Here is a 14,509-nt window from a genome sequence, read left to right on the forward strand (position 1 = left end):
GTTCGCCGGTTCAGCCGAAGGTGATCTCTCCGGAGGGGACCACGGTGGCACCGGCCGCGGCCAGTTCCCGTTCCACCGCCGCGGAGACCTCGGCGGCCGGTTGCTCGCCGGGATAGGTGGCATGGGCACCGCGGGCGACGGTCACTCGGTGTCCCCGCGCCAGTGCGGCGAGCGAAGTAGTGCGCACGCAGTAGTCACTCTGCATGCCCGCGACGATCAGGGCGGTGCCGGCCGGGATCAGTTCGCCGAGGCCGGTGCCCGCGAAGCTGTCCTGGCTGAACTTGTCGATCACGTGCTCCTCGGGGAAGGGCTCGTGCACCAGTTCCCAGCCCCGGCTGCCGGGAAGGTCCGGATCGTCCGCCCCGCCGTTGTTGCGCACGTGCACGATCGTGGCGCCGGCCGTGCGGGCCCGGGTGAGCAGGTCGGCCAGGGCAGGAGCGACGGAGTCGGCGTCGGGGACCGGCTCGGGGGGTTCCAGCATGTTGCGTTGGACGTCGATCGGAGAAGTGCCGTGGTCATGCTGGGACGGTAGCACGCATGTTCGATTAACGGCGGGCGGAAACGGATTTAGGCCCGAGGCGGGGGCGATGCTAATGTTCTTTCCGCAGCCCGGCGCGATTAGCTCAGTGGGAGAGCGCTCCGTTCACACCGGAGAGGTCGCTGGTTCGAACCCAGCATTGCGCACCACAGGCACCTGAAGGCCCCTCAAGCGAGGGGCCTTCACTGGTTGTCCACGGGACCTGTGCAATCGACCGTCAGGCCGCCTGCTCGATCTGACGGCGCAACGGCCATGAGGTGTCCACCAGTTCGGGCGAGCCGCTGCGGCTGAACCACTGCTGCAGCCCCCGCGCCTGGGCCGCGTACCAGACCGCCTGACGCAGGTGCAGCTCTGCCGGGGACAGTGCGCCGAGCCGCTCCTCGAAGCGGCTGCCGATCGCCCGGACCAGGTCCAACGCCGCCGTCGCGTCCGCTGCGGCGTCATGGGCCGCGCCCAACTCCACGCCGTAGTACTCGCACAGGTCGGTCAGCGTGCGGCGGCCCTTGCGGTAGCGGTCCAGATGCTTGTCCAGCACCCGGGGGTCGACCACCAGCAGTGGCGCGCTCGCCAGGTACTGCCCCAAGGACGAGCCCCGGTGCCGTCGCAACTCCCGGTCCAGCAGCGTCAGATCGTAGGGCGCGTTCATGATGACCAGAGGCAGGCCGGCCCGTGCGCTGTCGGCCAGGGCGCGCGCGATCTCCTCCACCACCACGCGCGCCGGACGCCCGTGCTCCCGCGCCCAGGCGTCGGTGAGCCCGTGCACGGCCGTGGCCCCGGCCGGTATCGGCAGCCCCGGATCCGCCGCCCAGTCCTGCCGCCGCACCGGTCCGCCCCGCGCCTGCTGCACCACCAGGGCGGCCGTCACGATCCGGTCGCGCTCCACGTCCACGCCCGTGGTCTCCGTGTCGAAGGAGGCCAGCGGCCCCTCGTACCAGTACGTCATGGCTGCCTCCCCGTCCGGTGATCACAAGTCCGATGGTCACACCCAGGTGATACCCGGTCACCCTGCGCATCCAATCCTGTCCCGGCCCTCGGATCCGTTTCGCCGCGCACCGCAGCGGAGACAACAGAAGTGACGGCTCGTCCGGTCCGGACGGACGGCCGCCGGTCAACGGGGAAGACGACAGCGATGGCGCTGACACAGCCCGATCCGGCCACGCCGCCCACGGGGTGGAGCGGGGTCGGCACAGGGCAACCGATGCGAGGTCAACTCGCGGTCACCTCCTGCATGGAGACGCTCCAAGTGGGATACCTGCACGCGGTCGCTGCCGCGGCGGGCTGCGCGCTGTCCTCTCCCTTTCCCGACAACGGGATCGACTGGCACGTCAGCCACGGCAGCGACGCGCACACCGAGGACGACGAGGCCACCATCAAGGTCCAGCTCAAGTGCACCTACCAGATCGCGGCGAACCCGACCGGGCCGTACTTCAGCTTCACCCTCGACAACGAACATCTGCGCAAACTCGCCCACACCCGGGTGGCGGTCCACAAGATCCTGGTGGTCATGCTGGTGCCCAGGGAGGTCGACCAGTGGCTGCTGGCCCGCCCGGACCGGCTGGAGCTGCGACACTGCTGTTACTGGGTGAACCTCGCCGGACACCAGGTCACCGGCAAGCGGCGGACGAATGTCCGGATTCCGACCGAGCAGGTCTTCGACGACCGAGCGCTGTGCGCCATCATGGCGCGAGTGGGAGCAGGGGAACGTCCTTGACAGCCGATTCGGGACCGACCCCTGCGGGAGGGAAGACGTGACAGCGATGCGGCGCGAAACCCGACCTGAGCCAGTGGACTCCCTGGGGCGCGATGCCGTAGGCGTGCGCGGTACGAGAGCGTTGCGCGCCCCGGGCGGTCCTGACGCGCCCCCGCTGCCCGACCCCGCGCGGATCGACCCGGCTGTCCTCGGCACCCTGCTCGCCCGGCACCGCTGGTGCCGCCGGGGCGGGGCCGAGGGCCGCTACACCCGCTGGACCCCGCCCGACGACCTGGAGCCGGACACCAGCGTGCTCGTCCCCGCCGACCGGGGCTTCGACGACAGCACCGACCTGCTCGAGGAAGCGGTCGGGACGCTGGCCCGCTCCGGCGTGCCCTCCGCGCGCGCCATCCTCGCGGCGCTGATGGTCCCCGGCGACGAGATCCACTGGCGCCGGGAGATGCCCGGCGTCGGGGGGGCCGTGCCCTGGGGCGCGGAGGAGGACCTGCGCGCCGCCGCGCGCGCCATGCTCTCCGCCGCGGCCAAGGCCGGCCACTCGCGCGCGGCCTACTTCGGCGCCCGACTCGACAGCTACGCTGCCGACTTCCTCGACCGCGTGCTCGTGGTCGCCCCCGGCACCGGCGCCGGACTGCTCACCGCCTACGCACCCGCGCCCGAAGACCGCTTCACGACGACCACCCTGGTCCGCGCCCTGGAGGCGATCCGCGACGCTGTCGACTACCAGCGCACCACCGGCAACACCGATGCCTTTGACATAGGGGTGCGCCTCGGCGTGAGCCGCGAGCTGATCGCCTCCGTGGTCCAGTTGGTGCGCGGCAGCGAGGGCGCGGAGGTCGCGCTGTCCTGGGCGGCGGCGGTCGGCGTTCCGGACGGCTTCGCCAACCGGCGGCTGCACCTGGAGTTCTCGCCCGGCGACCTGCCTGCCCTGGAGGCGGCGGCGGAGCGCCTGGAGCGCAGCGAACCCGCAGTCGAGGTGGAGCTCACCGGCGCCGTCGTCCGGTTGAAGCGGCAGGTGCCCGGCGGCGACGGCGTGGTCAGGCTGCGAGTGCTCACCGGGGCCGAGGTCGACGAGGTCCGGGTGCGACTGGAGGAGGCCGCCTACCGGATCGCGGTCGAGTCCCACCTCGCGGGTGTCCCGGTCCGGCTGCGTGGACGGCTGGAACGCAAGGGCGGATTCCGGCGGCTCAGTGACCCGGTGGACCTGGCCCCGGTGGAGTTGGAGGCCGGGGAGCGGGACCGGATGCTCAAGGCCCTGCGACTCCGCGCCGGGCGCTTCCCCGACTCCGGCGATCCCGAAGGACGCTGACCGGGCCGGCCCGGGGGCAATCCCTGCGCGAGCAGGTCCGCACTCTCGGTACCATCGTGACCGCAGCAGTCGCTGCTCAGGAATGCCGAGAGTCAGGAGAGTCCGGTGTCGGACGTCCGTGTGGTCATCAGTCGCGAACCCGATCGGGAAGAGCGCGTGGTGACAACGGGCACCACGGCTGCCGACCTCTTCCCGGGCGAGCGCGCGGTGATCGCCGCACGCGTCGGCGGCGAGCTCAAGGACCTGGCCTACGTCCTCAACGAGGGCGACGAGGTGGAGCCGGTCGCGATCGACAGCTCCGACGGTCTGTCGATCCTGCGCCACTCCACCGCGCACGTCATGGCGCAGGCCGTGCAGGAGCTCTTCCCGGAGGCCAAGCTCGGTATCGGCCCGCCGGTCAAGGACGGTTTCTACTACGACTTCGACGTCGACAGGCCGTTCACCCCCGAGGACCTCAAGGCCATCGAGAAGAAGATGACCGAGATCATCAAGCGGGGGCAGAAGTTCTCCCGTCGGGTGGTCACCGACGAGGCGGCCCGCGAGGAGCTCGCCAACGAGCCCTACAAGCTGGAGCTGATCGGCCTCAAGGGCGGCGCCTCCAGCGAGGACGGCGCGGACGTCGAGGTGGGCAGCGGCGAGCTGACCATCTACGACAACCTCGACCCCAAGAGCGGCGACCTGTGCTGGAAGGACCTCTGCCGGGGCCCGCACCTGCCCAGCACCCGCATCCCCGCGTTCAAGCTGATGCGCAATGCGGCGGCGTACTGGCGCGGCAGCGAGAAGAACCCGATGCTCCAGCGCATCTACGGCACCGCCTGGGCGACCAAGGACGACCTCAAGGCGCACCTCGACTTCCTCGAGGAGGCCGCCAAGCGTGACCACCGCAAGCTGGGCGCCGAGCTGGACCTCTTCTCGATCCCGGACCAGATCGGCTCCGGCCTCGCTGTCTTCCACCCCAAGGGCGGCGTGATGCGCCGGGCGATGGAGGACTACTCGCGCAGGCGCCACGAGGAGGCCGGCTACGAGTTCGTCTACACCCCGCACGCCACCAAGGGCACTCTGTTCGAGACCTCGGGCCACCTGGACTGGTACGCCGACGGCATGTACCCGCCCATGCAGCTCGACGAGGGCGTGGACTACTACCTCAAGCCCATGAACTGCCCGATGCACAACCTGATCTTCGACGCGCGCGGCCGCTCCTACCGCGAACTGCCGCTGCGGCTCTTCGAGTTCGGGACGGTCTACCGCTACGAGAAGTCCGGCGTGGTGCACGGTCTGACCCGCGCCCGCGGCTTCACCCAGGACGACGCGCACATCTACTGCACCAAGGAGCAGATGGCGGAGGAGCTCGACTCGCTGCTGACCTTCGTGCTGGAACTGCTGCGCGACTACGGCCTGAACGACTTCTACCTGGAGCTCTCCACCAAGGACCCGGAGAAGTTCGTCGGCTCCGACGAGGTCTGGGAGGAGGCGACCGAGGTCCTCCGCAAGGCCGCCGAGAAGCAGGGCCTCCCGCTGACCCCCGACCCGGGCGGCGCCGCCTTCTACGGCCCGAAGATCTCGGTGCAGGCGAAGGACGCCATCGGCCGTACCTGGCAGATGTCGACCATCCAGGTGGACTTCAACCTGCCCGAGCGCTTCGGCCTGGAGTACACCGCGGCGGACGGCTCGCGGCAGCGGCCGGTCATGATCCATCGCGCGCTGTTCGGCTCGATCGAGCGGTTCTTCGCGGTGCTGCTCGAGCACTACGCCGGCGCGATGCCGCCGTGGCTGGCCCCGGTCCAGGCGGTCGGCATCCCGATCGGCGACGCCCATGTGTCGTACCTGCAGGAGTTCGCCGCCGAGGCGAAGGCCAAGGGGCTGCGGGTGGACGTGGACGCCTCCTCCGAGCGGATGCAGAAGAAGATCAGGAACCAGCAGAAGCAGAAGGTCCCGTTCATGGTCATCGCGGGTGACGAGGACGTCGCCAACGGCGCTGTCAGCTTCCGCTACCGCAACGGCGAGCAGAAGAACGGGATCCCGCGGGACCAGGCGCTGGCCGAGATCCTCGACGCCGTGGAGCGCCGCGTCCAGGTGTGACCGTTCGTCCAGATGTGACCGTTGGTGCCGACCGAGGGGCGGGCTCAGCCGTGAGCCCGCCCCTCGGCGTCCCAGCGCCAGCGCCTATGCTGATCAGCATGACGAGCGAGCCGGAACTGCAGAACGGGGTCGGGGTCCAGGACTCCTTTCAGCGCCTTTGGACGCCGCACCGCATGGCGTACATCAAGGGTGAGAACAAGCCCAGCGGTCCGGAGCCCACTGACGGTTGTCCCTTCTGCGCCATCCCGGCCATGACCGACGAGGACGGGCTGATCCTGCGTCGGGCCGAGCACGCCTACGCGGTGCTCAACCTCTACCCGTACAACGGCGGCCACCTCATGGCCGTCCCGTACCGGCACGTCGCCGACTACACCGAACTGACCGCCGCCGAGACCCTCGACGTCGCCGCGCTGACCAAGCAGGCGATGGTCGCGCTGCGGACGGCCTCCGGCGCGCACGGCTTCAACATCGGCCTGAACCAGGGCTCGGTCGCCGGTGCGGGCATCGCGGCGCACCTGCACCAGCACGTGGTACCGCGCTGGGGCGGCGACACCAATTTCATGCCCGTCATCGGTCACACCCGGGTGCTGCCCCAGCTCCTCGCCGACACCCGCAAGATGCTCGCCGACGCCTGGCCGGTCGACTGAAACCGAGCCGGCGCCGGAGCCGGCGGTCCGACGGCGTCCGTCCTACCTGGCGTCGTACTCGTCGACCTTGGACGGTCGCACGCCCTGGATCTCCGCGCCCAGCAGTAGCGAGCGGGTCTTGAACCGGTCGACGTCGACGTCGTGGTCCTTCAGGACCTCCATCGTCCCCGCGTGCACCGCACGCAGCACCGGGGTGGCGACGCGCAGCGCGTCGTCCGCCATGAACCGGCGCGTCCACGGCCTGGTAGCCCAGGCCGAGCGCAGCCCGAAGGGCTCGGGCAGCTTCATGGTGCCGCCCAGCCAGTCGAGCATCGTCTCGCCCCACGGCCAGGTGAACGGGGCGCGCAGGGCGAGCCGCACCACCTCGTCGGACGTGACGATCGGCAGGTGCTTGATCTGCTCCTCCCAGAACTTCCCCGTCTTGGCGACGCTGATCTCCTGCGGCGCGGCCTTCTTACCGAACAGCGGCGACAGCGGGCCCAGCGCGTGGCCGGCGACCTCAACCCGAAGCGTGTGGTGCAGCACGGTGACGGTGACCAGCAGGGTCACCACCAACTGCCCCTCCCAGAGCACGAACTGGGTGCCCAGGTAGTGGCGGGGGCCGCGGCCGAACTGCTGGCGGTTCGCCAGGTCGGTGATCGCCGAGCCGCGCATCCGGGTGCCGTCCATCTCGGGCCCGGACGGGCGGCCGAACTCGTCGGCGCCCTCAGGGATGTCGACGACCGCCCAGTGGCCCACGCGTACCGCGGGTATTGCGCCGGTGGCCAGGCTGCTGCGCTCCAGGCGGTGCAGGTGCTCCTCGATCTTCTTGATCACGTCCCAGGGGTGGAACGCGCGGATCTCCTGCACGCCCTCGCGCGGGTCCAGCTGCTCGGCCAGCTGCCAGGAGGCCCAGCGCGCTCCCATGCCGAGTATCCCCTTGGCACCGGCGTAGTGGACGATGTTGGTGTCCTGCTCCGCGGTGAGCTCGGCGAGCGACTTGCGCAGCGTCTCCGCCTTGACGTCCTCCGGGCCGATCGGGACGGCTCCGGGAACCAGCGGTCCGACGCCGTTGCCGTCCAGCAGCGCGTTCCAGCGTTCGCGCAGCTGCTCGGCGGTGCGCAGGCAGATCCGTTGGGCGATGAACCAGCCCAGCACCGGCACCAGCATCATGATCCGCACATACAGCCCGGCGTAGCCGTGCGCGAAGGGTCGCCACGCGAAGAGCGCCGCGAGCAGGACCGCGACGGCCAGGGCGGCGCCCCCGTACACGGACTGCCGCCCGGGACCGCTCCGGCGGCGGATCTCGAAGGCGGCGAGCCAGATGAGGGTGCCCGGCAGGAACAGGAAGCCGGTGAAGAAGGCGACCGCCGTCAGCCGGCGGTCCCGCTGGTGCCGCAGCGCCTCGGCCTCCAGGCAGTGCTCGACGACCAGACGCGGGTCGGTGCCGAAGGAGGGCACGGTGGGTTTGCGCTTCGCGCCCAGGGTGCGGGCGAGTACCGCCCGGCAGAAGGCCTCGCCGAGGGTCGGGGTGAACAACAGGACCCGGCCCGGCTTCTGGGTCGTGGTCTGGTCGGCGTCGGTCAGGTCCTTGACAGCCCCGTCCCGGTAGGCGAGTGAGGCGAGCGCGGCTGTGGCCGCGGTCTGCGGAGCCGCGTCTGTGCGCGGGATCTGCGGCCAAACCACTGCGGTCCCCTCCCGATGGCTGTCCTAAGCCATATCCCCCAGAGCAACGATGATCATCCGCTGAACGGGCGTCACGAAGCCGGAGCAGCCAGCGTATCGCTGCGGATCATCCCCCGTCAGGGCATTCACGATCGCCCCAGCGATGATCGCTCTGCCATGATCGGGGCATGAACTCACGCGGCCCTCGCCCGGTCCTGCTCTACGACGGCGACTGCGCCTTCTGCAGCTCGTCGGTGCGCTTCGCCGAACGGCGGCTGGACCCGTCCGGCTGGGAGGCGGTGCCGTTCCAGTTCGCGGACCTGGACGCGCTCGCCGCGTTCACGGACGGGCAGGTGTCGCCGTACCGGGCCGAGCACGAGGTGCTGTGGATCACCCCGGCCCGGCGGGTGTACGGGGGAGCGCAGGCGGTGGCCCGGCTGCTGCTGCGCACCCGCAGGCCCGGCTGGAGCCTGCTGGGCGCGGCGATGACCGTGCCGCCGCTGAGCGTGCTCGCGGCCGGGGTGTACCGGCTGGTGGCCGCGAACCGGGACCGGATGCCCGGCGGCACCCCGACCTGCGCGCTGCCGCCTGCGGCCCGGGCGGCGGCCCGGGCTCGACAGGCGCCGGCAGGGGCCGCGTCAGCGGTCGGGGCCGCTTCGGCGTCGGCCGGGGCCGCGTCGGCGTCGGCGGAGAAGCCGGACGTCACGGAGGAGTGACCACCCGCGCCGCGACCGCCTCCGGCATCGGTTCGTGTCGCACATACGCCCGGGTGAAGTCGCCCGCGCCGTGCGAAAGCGAGCGCAGGTCCACGGCGTAGCGGACGATCTCCAGCTCCGGCACTTCGGCCCGCACCAGCGTCCGGCCGGTGCCGACCGGCTCGGTCCCCTGCACCCGGCCCCGGCGTCCGGACAGGTCGCTGAGCACCCCGCCCACGTACTCGTCCGGGACCAGCACCCGGACCTCGGCGACGGGTTCGAGCAGTCGGACCGTCGTGGCCGCGGCCGCCTCGCGCAGCGCCAGCGCGCCGGCGGTCTGGAAGGCCGCGTCGGAGGAGTCGACCGAGTGCGCCTTGCCGTCGACCAGGCTGACCCGCACGTCGACGACGGGGAAGCCCGCACTGACGCCCTTGGCGAGCTGCGCCCGGACGCCCTTCTCGACGGAGGGGATGAACTGCCGCGGTACGGCCCCGCCGACGACCTTGTCGACGAACTCGAAACCGCCGCCGGCCGGCAGCGGCTCCACCTCGATCTCGCAGATGGCGAACTGGCCGTGGCCGCCGGACTGCTTGACGTGCCGTCCGCGGCCGCGCGCCGGGCCGCCGAAGGTCTCCCGCAGCGGGACGACGTACTGCACCGGGTCGACCTGCACGCCGTAGCGGCTGCGCAGCCGCTCCAGCAGGACGTCGGCATGGGCCTCGCCCAGGCACCACAGCACCAGCTGGTGGGTGTCCGGGTTCTGCTCCAGCCGCAGCGTCGGGTCTTCGGCGACGATCCTGGACAGGCCCTGGGAGAGCTTGTCCTCGTCGGCCTTGCTGTGGGCCTCGATGGCGACCGGCAGCAGCGGGTCGGGCATCTCCCAGGCCGCGACGAGCAGCGGGTCGGTGGGGGCGGACAGGGTGTCGCCGGTCTGGGCGCGGGAGAGTTTGGCGACCGAGACGATGTCACCCGCGACGGCCTGGCTGACCTGGCGCTGGGTACGGCCGAAGGGCGAGGAGAGCGCGCCGACGCGCTCGTCCACGTCGTGGTCCTCGTGGCCCCGGTCGGTGAGCCCGTGCCCGGAGACGTGCACCGGCTGGTCCGGGCGCAGTGTCCCGGAGAACACCCGGACCAGGCTGATCCTGCCGACGTAGGGGTCGCCGCTGGTCTTCACCACCTCGGCGGCGAGCGGCCCCTCCGGGTCGCAACTGAGCGCGGGACGGGGACTGCCCTCGGGGGTGCTCGCGGACGGCAGCGGGTGTTCGGCGGGGGAGGGGAAGGCGGCGGTGACCAGTTCCAGCAGCTCGGCGGTGCCGAGGCCCTCGCGGGAGCCCTCGGCGGGCGGGGCGGAGGCCAGGACCGGGTGGAACGCGCCGCGGGCGACGGCCCGTTCGAGGTCGTCGATGAGGGTCTTGGTGTCGATGGGCTCGCCGGACAGGTAGCGGTCCATCAGGGCCTCGTCCTCGCTCTCCGCGATGACGGCCTCGATGAGCCGGTCGCGGGCCTCCGCAGCGGCTTCGCTCAGCTCCTGGTCGGGGGAGTGCTCGGTGCGGTGGCCGCTGGCGTAGTCGAAGCAGGTGCCGCTGAGCAGGCCGTGCAGCCCGGAGATCCGCGGTGCGCCGTCGGCGCCGGCCGGGCCGCAGTTGAGCGGCAGGTAGAGCGGAACGACGGATTCGGGGTTGTCACCGCCGAAGGCGGTGCGGCAGAGCTCGACGGTGGCGGCGAAGTCGGCCTGGGGGGCGTCGAGCTTGGTGACGACCAGGGCGCGGGGCATGCCGACCGCGGCACACTCCTCCCAGAGCATCCGGGTGGCGCCGTCGATCCCGTCCGTGGCGGGGACGACGAACAGGGCCGCGTCCGCGGCGCGGAGCCCGGCGCGGAGCTCGCCGACGAAGTCGGCGTAGCCGGGGGTGTCCAGCAGGTTGATCTTCGTTGCGCCGTGCAGCAGCGGCACCAGGGACAGCTGCACCGAGCGCTGCTGCCGGTGCTCGATCTCGTCGTAGTCGGAGACGGTGGTCCCGTCCTGGACCCGCCCGGCGCGGGTGAGCGCGCCCGTGGCCAGGGCGAGCGATTCGGCGAGCGTGGTCTTGCCGGCTCCACTGTGGCCGACCAGCACGACGTTCCTGATGAGGTCGGGCCGGCTTCGATCCAGCTGGTCGGCCGTCGCCGCCCTGCCGGCGGCTCCTGTGTGTGCATGCGTTCTGTCGCTCATGGTTCTGCTCCTCCCGCGAGCGCGCATCAGTGATGCCACGGGGGACCGCGCAGAGTGGGTGTCAGGTCACCCGCGGTGATGGTGAGCTTGGCACCGGCTCGCGCGCAGGTCCATAGCTCCCGCACGGGCGGCGCGACCGGGGGCTTGACGCCCTCCGGCGTGGGCGCCGTGTCCGCCCCGGATACGATGTCCCAGCCCGGGGCCGATGCCGGTCCGACGAGGGTGCCGCTGACAGCAGAGCCAGATCGGAGCGGTCGGAAGGCCCATGCTCAACAAATACGCGCGAGCTTTCTTCACGCGGGTCCTCACTCCCTTCGCGGCGTTCCTGCTGCGGATCGGCGTCAGCCCGGACGTGGTCACTCTGGTGGGTACCGCCGGCGTGGTCGCCGGTGCGCTGGTGTTCTTCCCCCAGGGTAGTTTCTTCTGGGGCACGATCGTGATCACTGCCTTCGTCTTCTCCGACCTCGTCGACGGCAACATGGCCCGCCAGGCCGGGACCAGCAGCGTCTGGGGCGCGTTCCTCGACTCCACGCTGGACCGGGTCGCCGACTCGGCGATCTTCGGTGGGCTCGCGCTCTGGTACGCGGGGCGCGGTGAGAACCTGCTGCTCTGCGCGGTCGCCCTGTTCTGCCTGGCCAGCGGCCAGGTTGTGTCGTACACCAAGGCGCGGGCCGAGAGCCTGGGCCTGAAGTGCGACGTCGCGGGCCTGGTGGAGCGGGCCGATCGGCTGACGGTGACGCTGGTCGCGGCGGGGTTGTCCGGGCTGCACGGCTTCGGGGTTCCCTACATCGACTGGCTGCTGCCGATCGCCCTGTGGCTGATCGCGGTCGGCAGCCTGGTCACCGTGCTGCAGCGGATGCTGACGGTACGTCGGGAGGCGGCTGAGGCCGTCGCAGCGGGGGGCGGTCGGCTGTGAAGGACCAGATGGTTTACGCGGCGTACGCGGCGGGTTGGGGGGCCGTGAAGCGGCTGCCGGAGCGGGTGGCGAACCGTCTCTTCGAGCAGATCGCGGACCTGGTGTGGAAGCGGCGCGGCAAGGGCGTACTGCGGCTGGAGGCCAACCTGCGCCGGGTGCGTCCCAAGGCGTCCGACGCGGAGATCGCCGAGCTCAGCCGGGCCGGGATGCGCAGCTACCTGCGCTACTGGGGCGAGTCCTTTCGGTTGCCCGTGTGGACTGAGGAGCGGGTGAAGGCGTCGTTCGACCCCGAGTTCATCGAGCGGCTCGACGATGTGCTCGGGTCCGGGCGCGGCGCGATCCTGGCGCTGCCGCACATGGGCAACTGGGATCTGGCCGGGGCCTGGATCGTGGTGCGCGGCTACCCCTTCGCCACGGTCGCCGAGCGGCTGAAGCCGGAGAAGCTGTTCGACCGCTTCGTCGCCTACCGCGAGGGCCTGGGTATGGAGGTGCTGCCGCTGACCGGCGGTGCGAACACCCTGGCCACGCTGGCGCAGCGGCTGCGCGGGGGCGGTCTGGTGTGCCTGGTGGGAGACCGGGATCTGTCGGCGTCGGGTGTCGACGTGCAGTTCATGGGTGAGGCGGCGCGGATGCCCGCGGGCCCGGCCGTACTGGCCGTGCAGACCGGCGCGGCGCTGCTGCCGGTGACGCTCTGGTACGACGGGACACCGGTGATGAAGGGGCGCGTCCACGAGGAGGTCGCCCAGCCCGGGTCCGGCAGCAAGCGGGAGAAGGCGGCGGCGATGACCCAGATGCTGGCCGACGTGTGGGGCGAGGGCGTGCGCGAGCATCCGCAGGACTGGCACATGCTGCAGCGCTTCTGGCTGGCTGACGTCGACCGGTCCCGGCTGCAGCCCGCCCGGGACCCGGCGTCGGGTGACATCTCCGCGGCCGACACCTCCGCGGCGGACCCGGCTGCGGCGGACCCGTCGACGGTGGAGGCGGGCTCATGAGGATCGGCATCGTCTGCCCCTATGCCTGGGACGTGCCGGGCGGCGTCCAGTTCCACATCCGGGACCTGGCCGAGCACCTGATCCGGCTGGGCCACAAGGTCTCCGTACTCGCCCCGGCGGACGACGACACGCCGCTGCCGCCGTACGTCACCTCCGCGGGACGCGCGGTTCCGGTGCCTTACAACGGCTCGGTGGCCCGGCTGAACTTCGGGGTACTGTCGGCCGCCCGGGTGCGCCGCTGGCTGCACGATGGTGCCTTCGAGGTCCTGCACATCCACGAGCCGGTCACCCCGAGCCTGTCGCTGCTGGCCTGCTGGGCGGCGACCGGGCCGATCGTGGCGACCTTCCACACCTCCAACCCGCGCTCCCGGGCCATGATCGCGGCCGAGCCGATCATGCAGCCGGCGCTGGAGAAGATCAGCGCCCGGATCGCGGTCAGCGAGTACGCCCGGCGCACGCTCGTCGAACACTTCGGCGGGGACGCGGTGCTGATCCCCAACGGGGTCGACGTCGGCTTCTTCGCCCGGGCGGAGCCCGAGCCGAAGTGGAGCGGCGGCACCATCGGGTTCGTGGGCCGGATCAACGAGCCCAGGAAGGGCCTGCCGACGCTGCTGGAGGCGCTCCCGAGGATCCTGGCCGCGCGACCGGGGACGCGGCTGCTGGTGGCCGGCAAGGGCGACGAGGAGGAGGCCGTGAAGGGCCTCCCCGCGGACGTGCGTGCGCAGATCGAGTTCCTCGGGATGGTCAGCGACGAGGAGAAGGCCCGGCTGCTGCGCAGCGTCGACCTCTACGTCGCGCCCAACACCGGCGGCGAGAGCTTCGGCATCATCCTGGTAGAGGCCATGTCGGCGTCCGCGCCGGTGCTCGCCAGCGACCTGGACGCGTTCCGGCAGGTGCTCGACGGCGGCAGCGCGGGGGAACTGTTCCCGGTCGGGGACGCCGGCGCCCTCGCGGAGGCCGCCGTACGGTTGCTGGGCGACCCGGAGCGGCTCGCGGAGCTGCGCGAGGCAGGGTCGCGGCATGTCCGCCGCTTCGACTGGGAGACGGTCGGCGCCGACATCCTCTCCGTCTACGAGACCGTCGCCACCGGTGCGGCGGCGATGGTCGACGAGGACCCCAGCGGGGGCTGGCGGGCGCGGCTGGGATTCGCGCGGGACAGGCCGCTCGCGGAGCCCGACCCGTCCAAGCCGTAGGGTGACGCCTTGTGAGCATCTGGGTCTGGGTAGTCGTCGCTGTCGTTCTGGTCGGGCTTTACCTGAGTTGGACGGCGGGGCGGCTGGACCGGCTGCACGCGCGGATCGACGCGGCGAAGGCCGCTCTGGACGCGCAGTTGCTCCGGCGGTCCTCGACGACGCTGGAACTGGCGACGTCCACGCTGCTCGACCCTGCCGCGTCCATCGTCCTCTACCAGGCGGCGCACGGCGCCCGTACGGCTGCGGAGGAGGGGCGGGAGGTCGCCGAGAGCGACCTCAGCCAGGCCCTGCGGGCGGTCTTCGGGACGCCGGCGCAGGTGGACGAGCTGCGTGCGCTGGTCGGCGGCGAGGAGATCGTCGCGGATCTGACGGCGGCGGTCCGCCGGGTGCCGATGGCGCGGCGGTTCCACAACGACTCGGTGCGGGCCGCGCGGGCGGTGCGCAGGCATCGTCTGGTGCGGATGCTGCGGCTGGCCGGGCACGCGCCGTTCCCGATGGCCTTCGAGATGGACGACGAGCCCCCGTCCGCGCTGGCCCCGGCGTGACCCGACACCGTTCGGCATGAGGTCGGGCTGA

13 protein-coding genes and 1 tRNA gene are annotated in these 14,509 nt (G+C 71.6%); 10 read left to right on the plus strand and 4 right to left on the minus strand.

The features are described 5' to 3' along the window. Positions 1–10: 10 nt before the first annotated feature. Entirely contained in the window at positions 11–535 is a 525-nt protein-coding gene (locus ABIA33_RS09430) for an isochorismatase family protein (RefSeq protein ID WP_370079208.1), read from the minus strand. A gap of 77 nt (positions 536–612) precedes the next feature. On the opposite strand from ABIA33_RS09430, the gene ABIA33_RS09435 reads away from it, so the two are divergent. Beyond that, positions 613–687, plus strand: a tRNA-Val gene (locus tag ABIA33_RS09435). A gap of 68 nt (positions 688–755) precedes the next feature. Here ABIA33_RS09435 and ABIA33_RS09440 read toward each other — a convergent pair. Then, positions 756–1,481 carry an exonuclease domain-containing protein gene (locus ABIA33_RS09440; protein WP_370079210.1) on the minus strand — a complete coding sequence of 242 codons (726 nt, stop codon included), beginning with the start codon at positions 1,479–1,481 and terminating at the stop codon, positions 756–758. A 186-nt stretch (positions 1,482–1,667) separates the two neighbouring features. Between ABIA33_RS09440 and ABIA33_RS09445 the strand changes: the two genes are divergently transcribed. The 4 genes from ABIA33_RS09445 (at position 1,668) to ABIA33_RS09460 (ending at position 6,281) form a co-directional block, all read left to right on the plus strand. After that, on the plus strand, positions 1,668–2,249 hold the full coding sequence (locus tag ABIA33_RS09445; RefSeq protein ID WP_370079212.1) for a DUF4365 domain-containing protein: 582 nt from the start codon (positions 1,668–1,670) through the stop codon (positions 2,247–2,249). Positions 2,250–2,352: 103 nt separating this feature from the next. After that, entirely contained in the window at positions 2,353–3,555 is a 1,203-nt protein-coding gene (locus ABIA33_RS09450) for a hypothetical protein (RefSeq protein ID WP_370079214.1), read from the plus strand. 105 nt (positions 3,556–3,660) lie between these two features. After that, positions 3,661–5,634: a threonine--tRNA ligase gene (gene thrS / locus ABIA33_RS09455; RefSeq protein ID WP_370079216.1), complete on the plus strand. Its 1,974-nt coding sequence runs from the start codon at positions 3,661–3,663 to the stop codon at positions 5,632–5,634. A gap of 86 nt (positions 5,635–5,720) precedes the next feature. Further along, positions 5,721–6,281 carry an HIT domain-containing protein gene (locus ABIA33_RS09460; RefSeq protein WP_370079218.1) on the plus strand — a complete coding sequence of 187 codons (561 nt, stop codon included), beginning with the start codon at positions 5,721–5,723 and terminating at the stop codon, positions 6,279–6,281. A gap of 42 nt (positions 6,282–6,323) precedes the next feature. On the opposite strand, the gene ABIA33_RS09465 is transcribed toward ABIA33_RS09460, so the two are convergent. After that, positions 6,324–7,946 (minus strand): hypothetical protein, encoded by a 1,623-nt coding sequence (locus tag ABIA33_RS09465; protein ID WP_370079220.1) that lies wholly within the window; start codon positions 7,944–7,946, stop codon positions 6,324–6,326. 167 nt (positions 7,947–8,113) lie between these two features. On the opposite strand from ABIA33_RS09465, the gene ABIA33_RS09470 reads away from it, so the two are divergent. Continuing rightward, positions 8,114–8,641: a thiol-disulfide oxidoreductase DCC family protein gene (locus tag ABIA33_RS09470; protein ID WP_370079222.1), complete on the plus strand. Its 528-nt coding sequence runs from the start codon at positions 8,114–8,116 to the stop codon at positions 8,639–8,641. On the opposite strand, the gene ABIA33_RS09475 is transcribed toward ABIA33_RS09470, so the two are convergent. Then, positions 8,628–10,832, minus strand: a complete 2,205-nt coding sequence (locus ABIA33_RS09475) for an elongation factor G-like protein EF-G2 (RefSeq protein ID WP_370079224.1) — start codon at positions 10,830–10,832, stop codon at positions 8,628–8,630. The genes ABIA33_RS09470 and ABIA33_RS09475 overlap by 14 nt on opposite strands. A 265-nt stretch (positions 10,833–11,097) precedes the next feature. Here ABIA33_RS09475 and pgsA point away from each other — a divergent pair, with 265 nt between their 5' ends. From pgsA to ABIA33_RS09495, 4 genes are read left to right on the plus strand one after another with little or no spacing between them, the layout of a single operon-like run. Further along, the gene (gene pgsA / locus ABIA33_RS09480; protein WP_370079225.1) at positions 11,098–11,748 is read left to right on the plus strand and encodes a phosphatidylinositol phosphate synthase; all 651 of its coding nucleotides are present in this window, start codon (positions 11,098–11,100) and stop codon (positions 11,746–11,748) included. Between the two features lie 8 nt (positions 11,749–11,756). Beyond that, positions 11,757–12,740 (plus strand): phosphatidylinositol mannoside acyltransferase, encoded by a 984-nt coding sequence (locus tag ABIA33_RS09485; RefSeq protein ID WP_370079227.1) that lies wholly within the window; start codon positions 11,757–11,759, stop codon positions 12,738–12,740. After that, a complete protein-coding gene (locus ABIA33_RS09490; RefSeq protein WP_370079229.1) occupies positions 12,737–13,933 on the plus strand; it encodes a glycosyltransferase family 4 protein in 1,197 nt (398 codons plus the stop codon). The genes ABIA33_RS09485 and ABIA33_RS09490 overlap by 4 nt, the downstream gene beginning before the upstream one ends. An 11-nt stretch (positions 13,934–13,944) precedes the next feature. Then, complete coding sequence (locus tag ABIA33_RS09495) at positions 13,945–14,478, plus strand: hypothetical protein (RefSeq protein ID WP_370079231.1); 534 nt, start codon at positions 13,945–13,947, stop codon at positions 14,476–14,478. The last annotated feature ends 31 nt before the right edge of the window (positions 14,479–14,509 follow it).

Source organism: Streptacidiphilus sp. MAP12-16 (assembly GCF_041262165.1).
In the GTDB taxonomy this organism is placed as follows: Bacteria; Actinomycetota; Actinomycetes; order Streptomycetales; family Streptomycetaceae; genus Streptacidiphilus.

Bases quoted from the DNA above. Each gene is read 5' to 3' on its own strand.
- ABIA33_RS09440 (WP_370079210.1), bottom strand. From the start codon at position 1,481: ATGACGTACTGGTACGAGGGGCCGCTGGCCTCCTTCGACACGGAGACC.
- ABIA33_RS09445 (WP_370079212.1), top strand. From the start codon at position 1,668: ATGGCGCTGACACAGCCCGATCCGGCCACGCCGCCCACGGGGTGGAGC.
- ABIA33_RS09460 (WP_370079218.1), top strand. From the start codon at position 5,721: ATGCTGATCAGCATGACGAGCGAGCCGGAACTGCAGAACGGGGTCGGG.
- ABIA33_RS09470 (WP_370079222.1), top strand. From the start codon at position 8,114: ATGAACTCACGCGGCCCTCGCCCGGTCCTGCTCTACGACGGCGACTGC.
- ABIA33_RS09475 (WP_370079224.1), bottom strand. From the start codon at position 10,832: ATGAGCGACAGAACGCATGCACACACAGGAGCCGCCGGCAGGGCGGCG.
- pgsA (WP_370079225.1), top strand. From the start codon at position 11,098: ATGCTCAACAAATACGCGCGAGCTTTCTTCACGCGGGTCCTCACTCCC.
- ABIA33_RS09485 (WP_370079227.1), top strand. From the start codon at position 11,757: ATGGTTTACGCGGCGTACGCGGCGGGTTGGGGGGCCGTGAAGCGGCTG.
- ABIA33_RS09490 (WP_370079229.1), top strand. From the start codon at position 12,737: ATGAGGATCGGCATCGTCTGCCCCTATGCCTGGGACGTGCCGGGCGGC.